This window comes from Roseovarius sp. CAU 1744, from assembly GCF_039839345.1.
Lineage (GTDB): Bacteria > Pseudomonadota > Alphaproteobacteria > Rhodobacterales > Rhodobacteraceae > Roseovarius.
Genome location: NZ_JBDOQV010000011.1, coordinates 86145 through 101630 on the forward strand (window position 1 = coordinate 86145; position 15486 = coordinate 101630).

At 61.1% G+C, this 15486-nt stretch carries 16 protein-coding genes and 1 tRNA gene; 10 read left to right on the forward strand and 7 right to left on the reverse strand.

Annotated features, from left to right (window positions below; translation table 11 throughout):
* Positions 1-2: 2 nt before the first annotated feature.
* The 5 genes from AAFO92_RS20115 to AAFO92_RS20135 all read left to right on the forward strand — a co-directional run bounded on the left by AAFO92_RS20115 (position 3) and on the right by AAFO92_RS20135 (position 2990).
* Positions 3-446, forward strand: coding sequence for an HPr kinase/phosphatase C-terminal domain-containing protein (locus tag AAFO92_RS20115; RefSeq protein ID WP_347538269.1), 444 nt, complete (start codon positions 3-5; stop codon positions 444-446).
* Positions 447-458: 12 nt separating this feature from the next.
* The gene (gene rapZ, locus AAFO92_RS20120) at positions 459-1382 is read left to right on the forward strand and encodes an RNase adapter RapZ (protein ID WP_347538271.1); all 924 of its coding nucleotides are present in this window, start codon (positions 459-461) and stop codon (positions 1380-1382) included.
* Between the two features lie 7 nt (positions 1383-1389).
* Entirely contained in the window at positions 1390-1782 is a 393-nt protein-coding gene (locus AAFO92_RS20125) for a PTS fructose transporter subunit IIA (protein WP_347538273.1), read from the forward strand.
* 6 nt (positions 1783-1788) lie between these two features.
* Positions 1789-2067 carry an HPr family phosphocarrier protein gene (locus AAFO92_RS20130; protein WP_347538275.1) on the forward strand — a complete coding sequence of 93 codons (279 nt, stop codon included), beginning with the start codon at positions 1789-1791 and terminating at the stop codon, positions 2065-2067.
* Positions 2068-2159: 92 nt separating this feature from the next.
* A complete protein-coding gene (locus AAFO92_RS20135; protein WP_347538277.1) occupies positions 2160-2990 on the forward strand; it encodes a lysophospholipid acyltransferase family protein in 831 nt (276 codons plus the stop codon).
* A 162-nt stretch (positions 2991-3152) separates the two neighbouring features.
* Here AAFO92_RS20135 and AAFO92_RS20140 read toward each other — a convergent pair whose 3' ends face one another.
* Both AAFO92_RS20140 and AAFO92_RS20145 read right to left on the reverse strand, forming a co-directional pair.
* Positions 3153-4031: an alpha/beta hydrolase gene (locus tag AAFO92_RS20140; protein ID WP_347538279.1), complete on the reverse strand. Its 879-nt coding sequence runs from the start codon at positions 4029-4031 to the stop codon at positions 3153-3155.
* Positions 4032-4052: 21 nt separating this feature from the next.
* On the reverse strand, positions 4053-5030 hold the full coding sequence (locus AAFO92_RS20145; protein WP_347538281.1) for a zinc-binding dehydrogenase: 978 nt from the start codon (positions 5028-5030) through the stop codon (positions 4053-4055).
* 111 nt (positions 5031-5141) lie between these two features.
* On the opposite strand from AAFO92_RS20145, the gene AAFO92_RS20150 reads away from it, so the two are divergent.
* A complete protein-coding gene (locus tag AAFO92_RS20150) occupies positions 5142-6020 on the forward strand; it encodes a LysR family transcriptional regulator (protein ID WP_347538283.1) in 879 nt (292 codons plus the stop codon).
* Between the two features lie 105 nt (positions 6021-6125).
* On the opposite strand, the gene AAFO92_RS20155 is transcribed toward AAFO92_RS20150, so the two are convergent.
* Positions 6126-7028, reverse strand: coding sequence for an arginase family protein (locus AAFO92_RS20155; protein WP_347538284.1), 903 nt, complete (start codon positions 7026-7028; stop codon positions 6126-6128).
* Between the two features lie 296 nt (positions 7029-7324).
* Between AAFO92_RS20155 and AAFO92_RS20160 the strand changes: the two genes are divergently transcribed.
* From AAFO92_RS20160 to AAFO92_RS20175, 4 genes are all read left to right on the forward strand, one after another.
* On the forward strand, positions 7325-8989 hold the full coding sequence (locus AAFO92_RS20160) for an iron ABC transporter permease (protein ID WP_347538286.1): 1665 nt from the start codon (positions 7325-7327) through the stop codon (positions 8987-8989).
* A 229-nt stretch (positions 8990-9218) separates the two neighbouring features.
* Positions 9219-10049 carry an RNA polymerase sigma factor gene (locus AAFO92_RS20165; RefSeq protein WP_347538288.1) on the forward strand — a complete coding sequence of 277 codons (831 nt, stop codon included), beginning with the start codon at positions 9219-9221 and terminating at the stop codon, positions 10047-10049.
* A gap of 194 nt (positions 10050-10243) precedes the next feature.
* Positions 10244-10636 carry a DUF4440 domain-containing protein gene (locus AAFO92_RS20170; RefSeq protein ID WP_347538290.1) on the forward strand — a complete coding sequence of 131 codons (393 nt, stop codon included), beginning with the start codon at positions 10244-10246 and terminating at the stop codon, positions 10634-10636.
* Positions 10637-10738: 102 nt separating this feature from the next.
* Positions 10739-11266, forward strand: coding sequence for a DUF2199 domain-containing protein (locus AAFO92_RS20175; protein ID WP_347538292.1), 528 nt, complete (start codon positions 10739-10741; stop codon positions 11264-11266).
* Between the two features lie 259 nt (positions 11267-11525).
* Here AAFO92_RS20175 and AAFO92_RS20180 read toward each other — a convergent pair.
* The 4 genes from AAFO92_RS20180 to AAFO92_RS20195 all read right to left on the reverse strand — a co-directional run bounded on the left by AAFO92_RS20180 (position 11526) and on the right by AAFO92_RS20195 (position 15225).
* Positions 11526-11602 (reverse strand) — tRNA-Arg (locus AAFO92_RS20180).
* A gap of 60 nt (positions 11603-11662) precedes the next feature.
* Positions 11663-13000: a HAMP domain-containing sensor histidine kinase gene (locus tag AAFO92_RS20185; protein ID WP_347538475.1), complete on the reverse strand. Its 1338-nt coding sequence runs from the start codon at positions 12998-13000 to the stop codon at positions 11663-11665.
* 70 nt (positions 13001-13070) lie between these two features.
* Positions 13071-14489: an FAD-dependent oxidoreductase gene (locus tag AAFO92_RS20190; protein ID WP_347538294.1), complete on the reverse strand. Its 1419-nt coding sequence runs from the start codon at positions 14487-14489 to the stop codon at positions 13071-13073.
* Position 14490: 1 nt separating this feature from the next.
* Positions 14491-15225: a VTT domain-containing protein gene (locus AAFO92_RS20195; protein WP_347538296.1), complete on the reverse strand. Its 735-nt coding sequence runs from the start codon at positions 15223-15225 to the stop codon at positions 14491-14493.
* Positions 15226-15486 lie beyond the last annotated feature (261 nt).

The window sequence follows — 15486 nt, forward strand, 5'->3', positions numbered from 1 at the left end:
CGATGACGCCCGCCGGCGACGCAGCTGCTGACACACTTACGCTCCATGCCACCACCGTGGCGCATGCGGGCCGCGCGGTGCTCATTCGCGGCGCGTCGGGCAGCGGCAAATCGGCGCTCGCGCTGCAGTTGATTGCCCTCGGGGCACGCCTGGTGGCCGATGACCGTACCATCCTGCGGCGCCGGGGCACGGGGCTGATCGCAGACTGTCCCGAAACGATCCAGGGACGGATCGAGGCGCGCGGCGTGGGCATCCTGGCGGCGGCCACCGCCTGCCCTACCCCGGTGACGCTGGTTGTCGACATGGACAGCGAAGAAGATGAACGTCTGCCGGACCTGAGAAATACAGAAATCCTGGGGGTGACGCTGCCCGTCCAGAGAAAGGTCAATTTACCGCATTTTCCCCCGGCACTACTGTCTTATCTGGAACATGGACGCATTGCCTGAAGGATGCCCGTGATGACGACAGATCCCGCGACACTTCCCGCGCCGAACCGCCTCGTGCTTGTCACCGGCCCGTCGGGTGCCGGGCGCAGCTCGGCCATACGCGCGCTCGAGGATATGGGGTATGAGGCGATCGACAACCTGCCCCTGTCGCTGCTGCCGCGGCTGCTGGACGGCCCCACCCCGGACAAGCCGCTGGCCTTGGGGATCGATACGCGAAACCGCGACTTTTCGACCAATGCGCTGATCGAGGCGATTGACGGGCTCAGCCGCACCTCCATGCAGGTGCTTTACCTGGACTGCAGCACCGACGTGCTGATGCGCCGGTTTTCTGAAACCCGCCGCCGCCATCCGCTGGCGCCGGCAGAGACGCCGGATATAGGTATCGCCCGGGAATTTGACCTGCTGGTGCCGATCCGGGCGCGGGCGGATATCGTGATTGACACGTCCGAAATGACGCCCCGCGACCTCTCGGCCGAGCTTGAACGGTGGTTCGTCCAGCAGCCGGGCAGCAGCCTGGCCGTCTCGGTGCAGTCCTTTTCCTACAAGCGCGGGCTGCCGCGCGGGCTCGATATGGTTCTGGATTGCCGGTTCCTGCGAAACCCCTACTGGAAGGAACACCTGCGCCCGCTGGATGGCCGCGCCGAGGCGGTGGCCGAATATGTCCGCGGCGATACGCGGTTCGAACCGTTCCGCCTCAAAGTGCTTGATCTGGCGGAACTGCTGCTGCCGGCCTACAAGGCCGAAGGCAAGGCCTATCTCTCGATCGGATTTGGCTGTACCGGCGGGCAACATCGCAGTGTTGCGATGGCAGAAACATTGGCCAAAGCCCTTGCAGAGGGGGGCTGGCAAGTGTCAATTAGGCATCGCGAACTGGAACGGCGCGCGAAAGAGCCTACATTGCCGGAACCCGGAATACAGGCTCAGAGCAAGGAGTGACCAAGCGGTGATCGGTATTGTGATCGTGGCACATGGCGGCCTGGCCCGCGAGTATCTGCGCGCGATCGAACATGTGGTCGGCAGCCAGACCGGCGCGCGGGCGATCACCATCGAGGGCGATCACGACCGCGCAGCGAAAGAGGCCGAGATCTGTGTCGCGGCCAATGAGGTCGATACCGGCGAGGGTGTGGTGATCGTGGTTGATCTGTTCGGCGGCTCGCCGTCGAACCTGTCGCTGCGCGCCTGCGCCCCCGAAAACCGGCGCATCCTCTACGGTGCGAACCTGCCGATGCTCATCAAGCTCGCCAAGAGCCGCCACCTGACCGTGCCCGAAGCCGTGCGCGCGGCGCTGGATGCCGGGCGAAAATACCTCGACAGCCACAACGTGACCTCGGAATAAGAACCCATGTCAGAATCAATTACACGACAGCTGAAAATCGTGAATGAAAAAGGTCTGCACGCCCGGGCTGCCGCCAAGCTGGTGGAAGTCGCCGAAGGTTTTGACGCCACGGCAGAAGTATCACAGAACGGCCAATCCGCCGGTGCGGACAGCATTATGGGGCTTTTGATGTTGGCAGCATCCAAAGGAACCACTATTGACGTGCAGGTCTCGGGACCAGATGCAGAGGCGATGGCGGATGCCGTCGAGGCGCTGGTTGCCGACAGGTTCGGCGAAGACATGTAATCGCGCCCAACCAGCGCACAGACGGGGAAACGGGGGCAGACCAGTTGGTGCAAAATCCGCAGGACAGGGGTGGTAAAACATCGGCCGAGGAGGTGACTTTCACCACCTATGACCGCCGCAGCCTGACCTACGCCAACTCTTTTGACACGCCTGTCACCTCGGCCATTATCCGCACGATCGAATGGCTGACCGGCAAGATCAGTATCATCCGCATGATCCGCACCTTCGAGAAACGCGGCGCGCCGACGGGTCAGGCCTTCTGGCGGGCGGCGCTGGGGACGATGGGGATTGACCTGCAGACCCCGGATTCCGAGGTTGAGAACATCCCGCTGACCGGCCCGGTGGTGGCGGTGTCGAACCATCCGCACGGGCTGGTGGACGGCATGATCCTAGCTGACCTGATCGGCCGGCGGCGCAACGATTACAAGATCCTGACGCGCGCGCTACTGACCGGCATTGACGAGGTTGCCGCCTCTTACATGATCGCGGTGCCCTTCCCGCATGACCCCGACGCCCAGCGCAAATCGGTCGAAATGCGGGCGCAGGCCATGGCGCATCTGAAAGAAGGCGGGCTGATCAGCGTCTTTCCCTCGGGCGTCGTCGCCTCTTCGGACACGCTTTTCGGCCCGGTGATCGAACGGGAATGGAATGTCTTTACCGCGCAGATGATCCGGCGGTCCGGGGCACAGGTCGTGCCGATCTATTTCCCGGGCGCGAATTCAAGGTGGTATCAGATGGCCAACCGCCTGTCGGCCACGCTGCGGCAGGGTTTGCTGCTGCATGAAGTGGTCAACAGCTGCAACAAACCGCAAAAACCCGTGGTCGGAAAACCGATCAGCAATGAACGCCTGAAAATGCTCGAATCCGATCCGCGCGGCTTCATGACCTGGCTGCGCGAACATACGCTTTCGCTGGGCAACTGACCTGCCCGAAACCACCCAGCGCTTCGACGATCCGACGATTGTTCCAGACGCTTGGCTTTTGGCAATTTCACTGAAAATCCAGTTCGCGCCCCCGCCTCGAGCGGCTCATGCCCGAGGCGGATGCCGATGATTTGCCGGCACTTTATCATTCAAGGCCCAAGGTCAGGCGTTTGCCAGGTCCTTGTCGCGAACCTGATGTTTCTGGGCGAACCGAAGGATTTCGGCCCCAATTTCGGCGGCGCATTCTTCAAGCGCGAAATGGCCGGTCTCGTAGAACCTGAATTCCGTTTCCGGCACGTCCCGACCGAATGCTTCCGCGCCGGGTTTTGAAAAGAACATGTCATTCACCCCCCAGACAACCAGGGTCGGCGGCGTGTGTTCGCGAAGATAGCGTTGCCACGTATCGTACGATGCGACGTTGCTTTGATAGTCGTAGAAGAGCGCTATCTGAATGTCTCGCCGTTCCGGGTCCGACAGGAAATGTGTATCCAGCGCCCAGGATTCCGGGGCAACGGCATCGGCGCTTTTGACGCCATTCGTATACATCAGGCGCACGAATTCCGGCGAGCAAAGCTCGAGCAGCGCCTTACCGTTCTCGGAACTCCTTTCGTTCCAATAGGCGCGAATTCCAGCCCAGGCATCGGTCAGCCCCTCCGCATAGGCATTGCCGTTTTGGACGATCAGACCAAGGACACGCTCTGGCGACTGGCTGGCAATACGCAATCCGACAGGCGCACCGTAGTCCTGCATGTAAAGGAAATACCGGTCGATGCCCAATGCCGACAACCACTGCGTGACGACTTCCGTCAGCCTGTCGAAGGTATAGGTGAACTCTGTCAGCGGCGGGGACTTGGTAAAGCCGAACCCCGGATAGTCCGGCGCCAGAACATGGTACGTCTCGGCCAGCAACGGGATCAGGTTTCGAAACATATGCGAGGATGCCGGATAGCCGTGTAACAGTACGATGGTCGGGTTCTGCGGATTACCGGCCTCTCGATAGAACAGGTCAACATTGTCGATCTTCATGGTTTTATTCTGCATTTTCAGTCTCCTGTTTGTGATTCAGAGTTCAACGACAAGCTTGCCGTTGGCATTGTTGTTTTCCATGGTGCGATGCGCTTCGCCGATGTCGTCAAACCGAAACACCCGCGACGGCCCCGAGAGAACCTGCCCCTCTTCGGCCTGCCTGATGATGTCCTGCAACGGGATGTCGGACACCGGAAAACCGGGTGTGCCAAGCATGAAGCTTGCGAAGAAATTCAGGTTCACCCCAGATGGCAGATCCGTGAGCGGGTTGAAGGCGATGGGATCGCCGCCCCCAAGAAACCCGGCATTGCAAACCGCGCCGCCCACCTTTGCCAGCCGCAGGGAATCCAGCAGCGTGGTATTGCCGACCAGGTCCAATACGGCGTCCACGCCGGGGGCCTCGATTGACCTGAGTTCTTCAACGATGGCGCCAGTATCGATCAAGACGTCAGACGCGCCGTTATCGCGCAGGATTTGCGCCTTGGACCCGCTGCGCGTCGATGCGAAGACCCGCACATTCGCGACCCTTTTGGCCAGGTTGATGGCCGCAAGCCCCAGCGCGGATGTTCCGCCCCTGACGAATAACGTGTCACCGGGGCTGAGCCGCAAATTGCGAAACAGGCAGTACCAGGCAGTGCCATAGGATTCCGGGATCGCGGCGACATCTGCCCAGGACAGCTCCGTGTCAATCGGAATGACGTTGGAGGCGGGCACCGCGACAAACTCGGCATAGCTGCCGTTGATCGTGCGCCCCATGCCTCCCATCATCGCGGCAACCTTGTCGCCGGTCCTCAGCTGTCCGCTTGGATCAAGCGCCACGTGACCAACACATTCGATTCCGCTGACCCGGGCGACGTCACCCCAGGCCCCGCTGCGCATATATGTCTCTGCCCGATTTACACCAAACGCCATTACCCGGATCAAAACCTGATCTTTTGCCGGGGAGGGTTTGGCGATCTCGGCGGGAACCAGCACTTCCGGCCCGCCATATTTCGATATGGTTATCGCTTTCATGAACTTCCTCTTTGTCTCGCTCCGGAAACAAAGTGAGTATGGATTTAGTAATTAAAAAGAACTAAGTTTTTACTATCTTGGTATATTTGACCTACTGGAATGCGCTAAACCATGACGTTTCAACAACTTGAGGCCCTGCGTGCGGTGGTCGAGGCAGGCAGTTTCCAGGGCGCGGCACGGTTTCTTAACAAGACCCATCCAAGCGTCATCACCGCGATCAGGAATCTTGAACTTGGCCTCGGCTTCGACCTGATCGACCGGCGCACCTATCGCGCGACCCTTACGCGGGAAGGTCAGGAATTCTATCAGAAATGCCTGCACGTGCTGGACGAGGTGAAAAACCTCGAAACCCATGCACTGCAGATCGCGGCGGGTGATGAAATCGAATTGAACATCGTGATCGGTGACGTGACCCCTCCTGAGCTTGCCCTGCCGGTGATCAAGGAATTTTCCCGCGACCACCCGAACACTCAGATCAACCTGCTATTCGAGAACATCGGCGGCCCAAACGAGAGGCTGCTGGCCGGCGACGCCGATATCATTGTGCATCACATCGACAAAGTGGATCGCCGGTACGAGTACAAGGACATGGCATCCGTGCAGTTGATCCCGGTCGCCGCGCCAAATTTCATTGCGCCGCCGTTGGATGGTGAACTGGGCTACGATGCCCTGGCCACTTACACCCAGTGCATCATACGGGACACCGCCATGGACGGCGGCCAGAAAAACTATCATGTTCTGGAAAAGGCCGCCCGGATCACCGTCGGTGACCAGCACACAAAGAAGCAAGTCATCCTCATGGGGCTGGGCTGGGGGCATATGCCGTCCTTCATGATCGAAGCGGAACTTGAGAGCGGTGATCTGGTATCGCTTTCGGGCCCCCGGATTCACAATCACAGCATTGAAATCGTTATTGCCCGGCGCGCGAACGGAAGCGTCGGCAAGGTTGCGCAGCAACTGTGGCAGGCATTCGAAACAGCTTCCGCCTGACATCACCCGATCACATCATAGCTGCGCCATTTGTCTTGCAGCCTCCTTAGGAGCTGAAATGAGAACACGCCTGGCTACGCGGGCAGACACGGGATGGTCGCGCCGTCAGGCACGGTGCGATTTCTCTGCACCGAAACGCGCGAAACACGTGTTCAACAGTTCCACAAGACGCCGGCCGCAGGGGTAATCCGCCCCGTCCAAACGGGGATTGTAAATGGTGACATCCATCCCGAGGACCCGGCCCGTGGACATCAGGTAGTCCAGCACCCGGGCCAACTGCGATAGCGGCAAACCGCCGGGCAGGCGATAGTCCACTGCGTACATGTCCGCGTCTTCGATCACATCGACATCAAGATGCACCCAGAAACGCCGTTCGGTGCCCAGCCGTGCGGCAATGGCGGACCTGGCCTGGCGCAAAGGATCCACGCCGAGCGAGGAGAGCGGCAGGTGGAGGAGAGCCGTTGCCGGCAGCCGCATTGCATTGTCTTCGATCACGTCGTGATCGTCGCGATTGCCAAACAGGATGGTGTGTTCGGGGGCATAGAGCGGGCGGTCACCAAAGAGACACTGCACCTCGGGCGAGGCATGGCCGGTCACGATGGCCAGGTCCATATCGGCCGCTTCACCGGTTGGTGACTGTTCGGGCAGGTAGAAGTCCTGATGCCCGTCGAGAAAGAAAAGACCCGCATCCTCGTCCGCGACCGCTAGCCCGCATCCCAGCAGAACGCTGCAATCCCCGCCGATCACCACGGGAAAGGCCCCGGCGTCCAGTGAGGCGCGCACTTCATGGGCCAGGCTGGCCGAATAACCTACCAGCGCATCGGCGTTGAGGATATGCAGCGTTTCACTACGCAGATCACGATAAGGCGGGCTTTCGACCTGACACTGTCGGCGCAGGGGCAGACCGGCGAACAAACCCAGTTGCTTGAGCACAGACGGGCCGTCCTGAACCCCGTTCGGGGCAAGCCCAAGCGCCGAGGGCGCCAGAATTTCATCGAGAAGAGTCATTTTCATATTTGCATGGGTGCGGCATGACTCGGCAAGGCGTCAACGGCAAAGTTTCGTGAATGACGCTGACAGTTCGGCGGGCGGGTCGCGCTTTCCTGTGGCCGGGCCCTGATGCGGGAACCTTTCTTTCGGGGTCGATCCGGTCATCCCGGGCCGCGGCGGTTATTGCTGGCTGCGCGCCGATCGTCCCGCGCGGCAATCCCCTCCCGCGACCATTTGCCATTTGCGTCCGATTGACCTTGGAAAGAGCAGGGATTACCTATCAAAACGCTCGGGATATATCGCCAAGGGGTCCAATGACCGAACGCCTGCTGCACCGCCTGGCCTGGCTGGCCGTGATCTGTTGCGTGGCGCCCATCGTGGCGGCAGCGCTGGCGGCGTTTACCGGCGACCTCCAGACCTGGCGCGAGATCCTGTCCTCGGTCCTGCCGCGTTACATACGAACGACGCTGATACTGGTGGTGATCGTGGGCCTGTCGACCGCCATCATTGGCAGCGTGACCGCCTGGCTGGTGACGGTGTACCGCTTTCCCGGCTCGAAATGGCTGGAGATCGCGCTGGCGCTGCCGCTGGCCTTCCCGGCCTATGTTCTGGCCTATGCCTATACCCACCTGCTGGATCATCCGGGCGCGGTGCAGACGCTGCTGCGCGACGTGACGGGATGGGGACCGCGCGATTACTGGTTCCCGGAAATCCGGTCGCTGGGCGGGGCGGCGATGATGCTGACCGTTGTGCTTTATCCATATGTCTACCTGCTGGCGCGCGCATCTTTCCGGCAGCAGTCGTCTAACGCGTTCTTGGTGGCGCGCACACTGGGGCGATCACCGCTGAGGGCGTTCTGGCGGGTGGCGTTGCCGATGGCGCGCCCGGCGATCGCTGGTGGCGCGTTGCTGGCGGTGATGGAAACCATCGCCGATTTCGGCACGGTGGCGTTTTTCAACGTGCAGACCTTTGCCACCGGCATATACCAGGCCTGGTTCAGCCTGGGCGACCGGGCCGCGGCGGCGCAACTGTCACTGTGCCTGCTGAGTTTCGCGCTGCTGCTGGCCGGGTTGGAGCGTGCGCAGCGGGGCAAGGCGCGCACCGCCGGGCGCGGCGCCCGTTTCGAGGCGCTGGAAAAGCCGCGCCTGACGGGCGCGCCGGGGTGGATCGCGGCACTGATCTGCCTAATCCCGGTCCTGCTGGGTTTCATCATCCCGGTGATCATGCTGGGGTTGATGGCGCATGGGTCGGGGCAAAGCCTGCTGGCGCCGCGCTATACGGCACTGATGTTCAACTCGGTGACGTTGGCCGGGGTCGCGTCGGTACTGACGGTGCTGGGCGCGGTCCTGATCGGGTTCCGCGCGCGCACGCGGCCCGGGCGGATGTCCAAGGGCCTGGTGATCGGCGCCGGCCTGGGTTACGCGGTGCCCGGCGGAGTGATCGCCGTGGGGCTGATGGTGCCGCTGGCCGCGCTCGACAACCTGATCGACGGGGTGATGGAGGCGCGGTTCGGCATCTCGACCGGGCTGCTGATCACCGGATCGATCTGGTTGATAGTGCTGGCCTACATGGCGCGGTTCATGGCCGCCGCGCTGAATGCCTATGACAGTGGCATGGCCACGGTACCGGGCCATTACGATGCGATTGCACGGTCACTGGGCCAGAGCACGCCAAGGATGCTGTGGCGCGTGCATCTGCCGGTGTCGAAAACCTCGGTCGTGACCGCGCTGCTGATCGTTTTTGTCGACGTGATGAAGGAACTGCCCGCAACGCTGATCCTGCACCCGTTCAATTTTCAGACCCTGGCGGTTCAGGCGCACCGGCTTGCGTCGGACGAGCGTTTGCACGAAGCGGCAGTGCCCTCGCTGGTGCTGGTGGGTTTCGGGCTGATACCGGTGCTGATCCTCTGCCGCTCGATCGGACGCGAGGGCCGGGGCGTCCGCGCCGCACGGCTGGGCACGGCCATGAAGGCGGGATAAGGACACGCCGCCGTTCAACGTTCCTGACCAAAGCCGCGCATTTCCAAGCTACGGGGCGGCAACCCTGCGGTGCTGGTGCGCGCCAAGCAGCCTGCTGGGCCACGCAATGGAGGCAGACATGCGCAGGCGACACATCCGTTCCGGATTTTTTTCGGTTTGTGATTGAAAACCTGTCACACATCCCTCCCCAATATCGTCAAAGCTTATAGATGATCAGTTTGAGGTAGGCATGAGACGAGATATCCACGAAGCGGTCAGGATTGCGCAACGCGGTGACCGGGTTGCATTGGCCGAAGTCGTGTCGCAAATTCAGGACAGGATATTCAGCCTGTCGATACGGATGCTGGCCGACCCTGCCGCGGCCGAGGACGCAACCCAGGATATCCTGGTGCTTGTTATCACCAAACTCAGCCAGTTCCGCGAAGAAAGCCGCTTTACCACCTGGGTGTACCGTATCGCGGTGAACTACCTTCTGACGGCAAAAAAGGTCAGAGCCCGTGAGCTGGGGATCACCTTCGAGGAATTCGGCGAAGATCTGGAAGACGGCCTTCAGGACCCGGACTCTGCCGACCCCACGGATGCGATCATGTATAACGAGCTGCGCATCGCCTGTACCATGGCAATGCTGTTGTGCCTCGATCTCAACCACCGGGTTGCCTATGTCCTGGGCCGCATACTCGAGCTGAACCAATCCGAGGCAATGGAGATCCTGGGACTGCCTGCGGCGACGTACCGCAAACGGCTGTCGCGGGCCACCGCAAAGGTTGAAGCCTTTACCGCCCGGAAATGTGGGATCGTCGCGCCAGAACTGGCCGCGTGTTCCTGTCCGCGTCGGCTGCCCAAAGCACTGCAGTTGCAAAGGGTGGACCGGCAAGCAGGTCTGACGCGAAACAGTTCCGGCGTCGCAAGTTACGATGACGTCATCCAGGAGGTGGCGCGCGTCGAAAGCGGGCTCAAGGGGCTCTGCGCCCAACGCCTCGTACCCGCCTTCAAGAACCCGAAAGACTTCACGAAGAAGCTTGAGGAAATCCTGACCACTCAGGCCAGCCAGAGCCACTAGACCCGGTCGCACGCCAATCCGTCCACCGCCTGGCTGATCGCCGGATTGCGGTGATCAGCTATCCCAACCTGTCAATGAAAGGACACCAAATGCCGACAGAATTATCCCGAACCCGCAGACTGCGGCTGGTCTTGTGCGCCAGCGCGGTACTTGCCGCATTCTCCATCCCGACAATAGCAAAGGAAAGATCCGCAATGACTCAGGAAGAAACCGCCGTTCTGAACGTCATCGAAACCATGACCGCCTCTTTCGCGCAGGCTGACATCGACAAGGTCATGAGCACTTATGAACCCAATGCCGTCATCATGTTCGAACCGGGCGTCGGGCTGAGTGATGAAGAAGCCATTCGCCAGGGGTTCACCGAATTTGCATCCCTGAATCCCAGCTTTACCTATGGCGAACACCAGGTGGTTGTTGCCGGTGATGTCGGGCTGCACATCAGCCCGTGGAAGATGAACGGCACGACACCGGACGGAAACCCCATGGAACTGGGCGGTTTGTCCGTTGCCGTTCTGCGCAAGCAGCCTGACGGTAAGTGGCTGATGGTTATCGACAATCCTTACGGGGGGCAGCATCTGACACATTGACGATGCTGAATATGGGGCGGGGCATTGACCGTGGTGGTTCCCGCCCCATATGGACGAAGTGCCATGCACCATTGACCCGACCCTTGATGATCTGACGTCAACATGACTTCCGGCGAACGCGTTTTCGAATATACCTGCGTCTGCTGCGGTATCCCGCGCAAGGGCACCCCGGCATTCGGATATGATATGCCGATCGAAGTCCTGGACATCCCGGCAGACGAGCGCCCTGACAGGGTATGGCTGGATCCGGATATCTGCGTGATCGATGAGCGCCTGTTCTTTGTGAAAGGCCTGCTCGACATTCCCATTCATGGTGTCAAAGAACCGCTGAGCTGGGGCTTGTGGGTCACTCAGACCGAGACAGAGCTGAACGCCTACGAAGACGCCCGTGGGACCGACCGGACCGGTGTCGTGACCCGCGGCCAGATCACGGTGACAATGCCCGGCTATGCGGCGTTGGATTCGAACGGAAAAAATCACCTTCTGAGTTGTGATCTGGTGGGTCAGCCCAAAGGCCTGCGCCCGGTCATCAACCTGTCTCCGTCGGAACACGTTCTCTACCACGATCATAAGTTCGGCATCAGTTGGGAAAAGGCCACTGAACTGGTTGCCAAGGTCCCCCATCACTGACGTTTGATGTGCCTGATCGCGCACAGAATCGCCGATCTTGTCGGGGATGGCGCTCCGCGTCCGATTGCGATGCGGCAGGTCCACGGCATGGACACCACCGCTGTCAACGAAGCTGGCCTGAAACCACCGCTCTGCAACGTACATCGCTAAACAGACAATTCTGCCCCGGGGCCTGCGGGAACCAGATTTGTACAGGTCTCAAACCCCTGAACGGCAAGCGCCCATGAGGTACTGTCTTATTTGGCTGATTTCTGTGAAGTGGCGGACCGAGGAGGATTCGAACCCCCGACCCCCTGATTCGTAGTCAGGTACTCTATCCAGCTGAGCTATCGGTCCGTCGAGGGCCAGCAATTAGACCGTCGGGCGGATCAATGCAAGAGGGTGCGGCAGAAATTATTATACCGGCTGCAGATCGGCCTTTGGCAGCCTGACGCAGAACACGGTACCGTCGGGGCCGGTCCGTTCCAGCTCCAGCGTGCCGCCATGACCGCGGATCAGTTCCGACGCAATACTTAGGCCCAGTCCGGTGCCGCCCTTGCTGGTTCCGCCCTGGAACGGGGTGAACAGAAATTCCTGTGCCTTGGCCGGCAGGCCGGGGCCGGTATCGGCGACGCGGATCAACCAGTTTTCGTCGTCCTCGAGGGCTGCAACGTTGATCTCGCCCGGCTTGCCCGTGGCGATGATCGCCTGGCGCGCATTGCGCACCAGATTGGCGATGACGCGGTAAAGCTGCTCGGAATCCGCACGCACCTTCAACGTTGCCGGGATATCCTCGGAGAGGCTCACATCATGTTCGCCGACGGACAGGCGTTCGCTTTCCAGAACCTCGTTCACGGTATCGCTCAGGAAGAAACGGTTCAGCGTCGGCGTCGGTTCTTCGGCCTTGCCATAGGCCAGGGTCGATTCGCACAGATGCACCGCACGGGTGATCGAGTTGACGAGCTTGGGCGCCATGCGCTTGACGATCGGGTCCTCGCTCGTCTCGATCCGGTCGGTGAACAGCTGCGCGCTGGTCAGGATGTTGCGCAGGTCGTGGCTGACCTTGGCCACCGCACCGCCCAGCTGCGCCAGGCGTTCCTTCTGGCGCAGCGCGCCGGTCAGTTGTGTCTGCAGGGTCTGCAACGTCTCCTCGGCCTGGCGCAGCTCGGTCACACCGGCCGAGGGTTGGATCACCAGCCGCGCGTCCTCCGGCTTGGCGGCATAGGCCTCCATATTGCCGACGACCCGCTTGATCGGCTTGACCAGGAACACGCGCACCGCCAGGAACAGCAGGACCGCCGTGATCACCGAAATCACCAGCGACAGCCACAGAATCCGCAAGCCGTAGTCGATCATCGCCGCCCGCAACTCGGTTGTTTCCATCGTTACTTCAATCAGAAGCCCCGCCATGTTGACCGGTTCACCGATGACCCGGATCACCTGCGGCTCGGGGTCGACAAGGCACCTGATCGCATCGCTGATAAGCTCGAAGGCACCGGCATTGCGCAGGTCGAACGTATTTGCGATCGGCGCCGGAATCGGCGAATTCAGCATCAGCTGGCGCGCCTCGTTCCGGCGCAGCACCACGTTATAGACCCCTGCATTCTGCAGCAGCTCTTCCTGTATGTCGGCCTCAACCTGCTCCTCGGCCAGCATCGCCAGCGCCGCGATCTGCGCCCTCTCCAGCCGGGACATCAGGAAATCCTCGCGATAGCGCGCGACGGACGGGACAAAGATCAACACTTCGGCCAGCATCACGAAAACCGCCGTCAGGATCAGGAAACGCCCCGAAAGTGAGTTCAAGTCCAACCTCCATCGCCAGAATTCACGGCAGCCAGCGCTGCACGAAACCAACCACTTTTTCTACCAAAGGATTATCAAAGAGACGGGGCGAGAAATAGGCCCCTGCCACACGTTTGTTGATCTCGCCCATGGTGGGATAGGCCGCCACCATGCCAGCCACATGTTTCATCTTCAACCTGTTGGCGATTGCCAGTGCCCAGAGGTTTATCAGCTCGCCTGCCTGCGCACCCACTGCCGACGCCCCTACCGGGCGTCCCCGGACCACCATCACCTTGATGAAACCGGTTGTCTTGCGCTCGGTGATGGCGCGGTCGCTTTCCCGGTAATTAAAACGGACGATCTCGACATTGGCGCCGAATTTCCCGCGCGCCTGCGCCTCGGTCAGGCCCACCTGCGCCAGTTCCGGGTCCGTGTAGGTGGCCCAGGGAATGTGATCGGTGCGTTGCCTTGCCGGCAACCCGAACAGGGCCGAGCGGATGACCAGCCCCGCGTGATAGCCCGCCACATGGGTGAATTGCAGACCGCCGGCGACATCACCGATGGCATAGACCCGGCGATTGGTCGTGCGCAACCCGGCATCGACCTTGATTCCCGTCCGCGTGGTCTCGATTCCGGCGGCCTCAAGGTTCAGCTTCTCGGTGTTGGATTTCCGCCCAACCGCCATCAACAGATGCGTCCCGCCAAAGACGCGGCCATCCTCGGTCTCGACCTCGACGGCGCCTGCCTTGCCGCGAATGTGCGACGCCATTGCGTCTTCGGCAATCTCGATCCCCTCCGCGCGCAGCTTCTCCAGTATGACGGCGGCCAGTTCAGGATCATCCTGCCCCATCGCCTTCGCGCCCTCGATCACCGTGACCTTGCTGCCGAGGCGGATATGCGCCTGGGCCATCTCCATCCCGATCGGACCACCACCGATGATCAGCAGGTGCCCCGGCTGGTCGCGCAGCCGGAAAATCGTCTCGTTGGTCTCGTACGGCACCTCGTCCAGCCCGGGAATGAGCGGCACCAGCGGCCTTGACCCGGTCGCGATCACGATCCGCCGGGCACTGATCACGTCTTCGCCCGCACGGACCTGCGTGGGCGAGATGAACTGACCGAATTCCGTGATCACCTTCACGCCCAACCCCTCGAACCGCTCAACGCTGTCATGCGGTGCGATCGTGGCAATTACATCGGCCACATGATCCTTGGTCGCGGCATAGTCCACCTTGGGTTTCTGATTGGCCACGCCATAGGCATCGGCATGGGCCTGCGCATGGGCCGCCTTTCCGCTGGCGATCAGCGCCTTCGAGGGCACGCAGCCGTAGTTCAGGCAGTCGCCGCCCATCTTGTGGCCTTCCAGCAAAATGACCGAGGCACCCATCTGCACCGCCCCGGCGGCCACCGACAGCCCGCCCGAACCGGCACCGATAACCAGCAGGTCCGCCTTCAGATCAGCCATGTCAGATACCTTCCTTGCGGCCGCGAATGGCCTTGACGACGATCGGCAACGCGGCCAGCGCGCACAGTCCCAGGATCGGGCCGATCACCTGTGGCTCCCACAATAGCGACAGATCCGGCGTCTCGCCCCGGTCGAACACCTCGCCCAACCCGACCCCGATCCAGGTAAAGACGATGGCGCCGGGGATGATGCCAATCACCGTGGTGAACGCGAAATTCACGAATTTCACACCAACAAGCGCAGGCAGCAGGTTGGCCACGAAAAACGGTACGGCGGGCACCAGCCGCAACAGGAAAAGCACGCTGATCTCGTTCTCGCGCAAGCCTTTCTTCAGCTTCTTCAGCGCCCCGTCCGAGGCGTCCATCTTGGCGGCAAGTGTGCGGCCCAGCCCCCAGCGGGCGGCCATGAAGATGACGGATGCCCCCAGCGTGGCCGCGATCACGTTGAACGTGGTGCCCAGCCCCAGGCCAAACAGGAACCCGCCGGTGACGGATGCAACCGCCGCACCGGGCAGCGAAAACGCGACGATCACGAAATAAAGCCCCACGAATACCGCCACGACACCGGGGTAATTGGCGTCCCTGAACGCCAGCAGCGCCTCGCGGTTTTCACGCAGGGTCTCAAAACTCAGATAGTCGCGCAGCGTGAAGAAGCCGATCACGGCCACCACCAGTATCACCGCCAACGGCATATGTCGCAAAACCGAGCGTTTCGCGGGTTGGGTCACTTCTTTCATCTCGTCACCAGGTTTGATTTAGTTGACCCTTACATGTTTGGTTCCGTGCTTGTTGCATAGGCGGATCACGTGCCGTTGAACGGCGGTGATGGGTTCCGCCGCCGAATTGCCCCGAATTCGCAAATTTGTAACATCACGTGTGGTTTTGACCACGTTTTTTGTTGCAAATCGCCGCGTGCGGGTTTGACTTGTCAAAACGGGGCTACTATAGACCGGGCTTCAGATATCCACCGGACGGGCCTCGATTCCATATGCGCCCCC

Bases quoted from the DNA above. Each gene is read 5' to 3' on its own strand.
- AAFO92_RS20140 (WP_347538279.1), bottom strand. From the start codon at position 4,031: ATGCAGAATAAAACCATGAAGATCGACAATGTTGACCTGTTCTATCGA.
- AAFO92_RS20160 (WP_347538286.1), top strand. From the start codon at position 7,325: ATGACCGAACGCCTGCTGCACCGCCTGGCCTGGCTGGCCGTGATCTGT.
- AAFO92_RS20175 (WP_347538292.1), top strand. From the start codon at position 10,739: ATGACTTCCGGCGAACGCGTTTTCGAATATACCTGCGTCTGCTGCGGT.
- AAFO92_RS20170 (WP_347538290.1), top strand. From the start codon at position 10,244: ATGACTCAGGAAGAAACCGCCGTTCTGAACGTCATCGAAACCATGACC.
- AAFO92_RS20185 (WP_347538475.1), bottom strand. From the start codon at position 13,000: ATGCTGGCCGAAGTGTTGATCTTTGTCCCGTCCGTCGCGCGCTATCGC.
- AAFO92_RS20155 (WP_347538284.1), bottom strand. From the start codon at position 7,028: ATGACTCTTCTCGATGAAATTCTGGCGCCCTCGGCGCTTGGGCTTGCC.
- rapZ (WP_347538271.1), top strand. From the start codon at position 459: ATGACGACAGATCCCGCGACACTTCCCGCGCCGAACCGCCTCGTGCTT.
- AAFO92_RS20195 (WP_347538296.1), bottom strand. From the start codon at position 15,225: ATGAAAGAAGTGACCCAACCCGCGAAACGCTCGGTTTTGCGACATATG.
- AAFO92_RS20130 (WP_347538275.1), top strand. From the start codon at position 1,789: ATGTCAGAATCAATTACACGACAGCTGAAAATCGTGAATGAAAAAGGT.
- AAFO92_RS20150 (WP_347538283.1), top strand. From the start codon at position 5,142: ATGACGTTTCAACAACTTGAGGCCCTGCGTGCGGTGGTCGAGGCAGGC.
- AAFO92_RS20165 (WP_347538288.1), top strand. From the start codon at position 9,219: ATGAGACGAGATATCCACGAAGCGGTCAGGATTGCGCAACGCGGTGAC.
- AAFO92_RS20115 (WP_347538269.1), top strand. From the start codon at position 3: ATGACGCCCGCCGGCGACGCAGCTGCTGACACACTTACGCTCCATGCC.
- AAFO92_RS20145 (WP_347538281.1), bottom strand. From the start codon at position 5,030: ATGAAAGCGATAACCATATCGAAATATGGCGGGCCGGAAGTGCTGGTT.
- AAFO92_RS20190 (WP_347538294.1), bottom strand. From the start codon at position 14,489: ATGGCTGATCTGAAGGCGGACCTGCTGGTTATCGGTGCCGGTTCGGGC.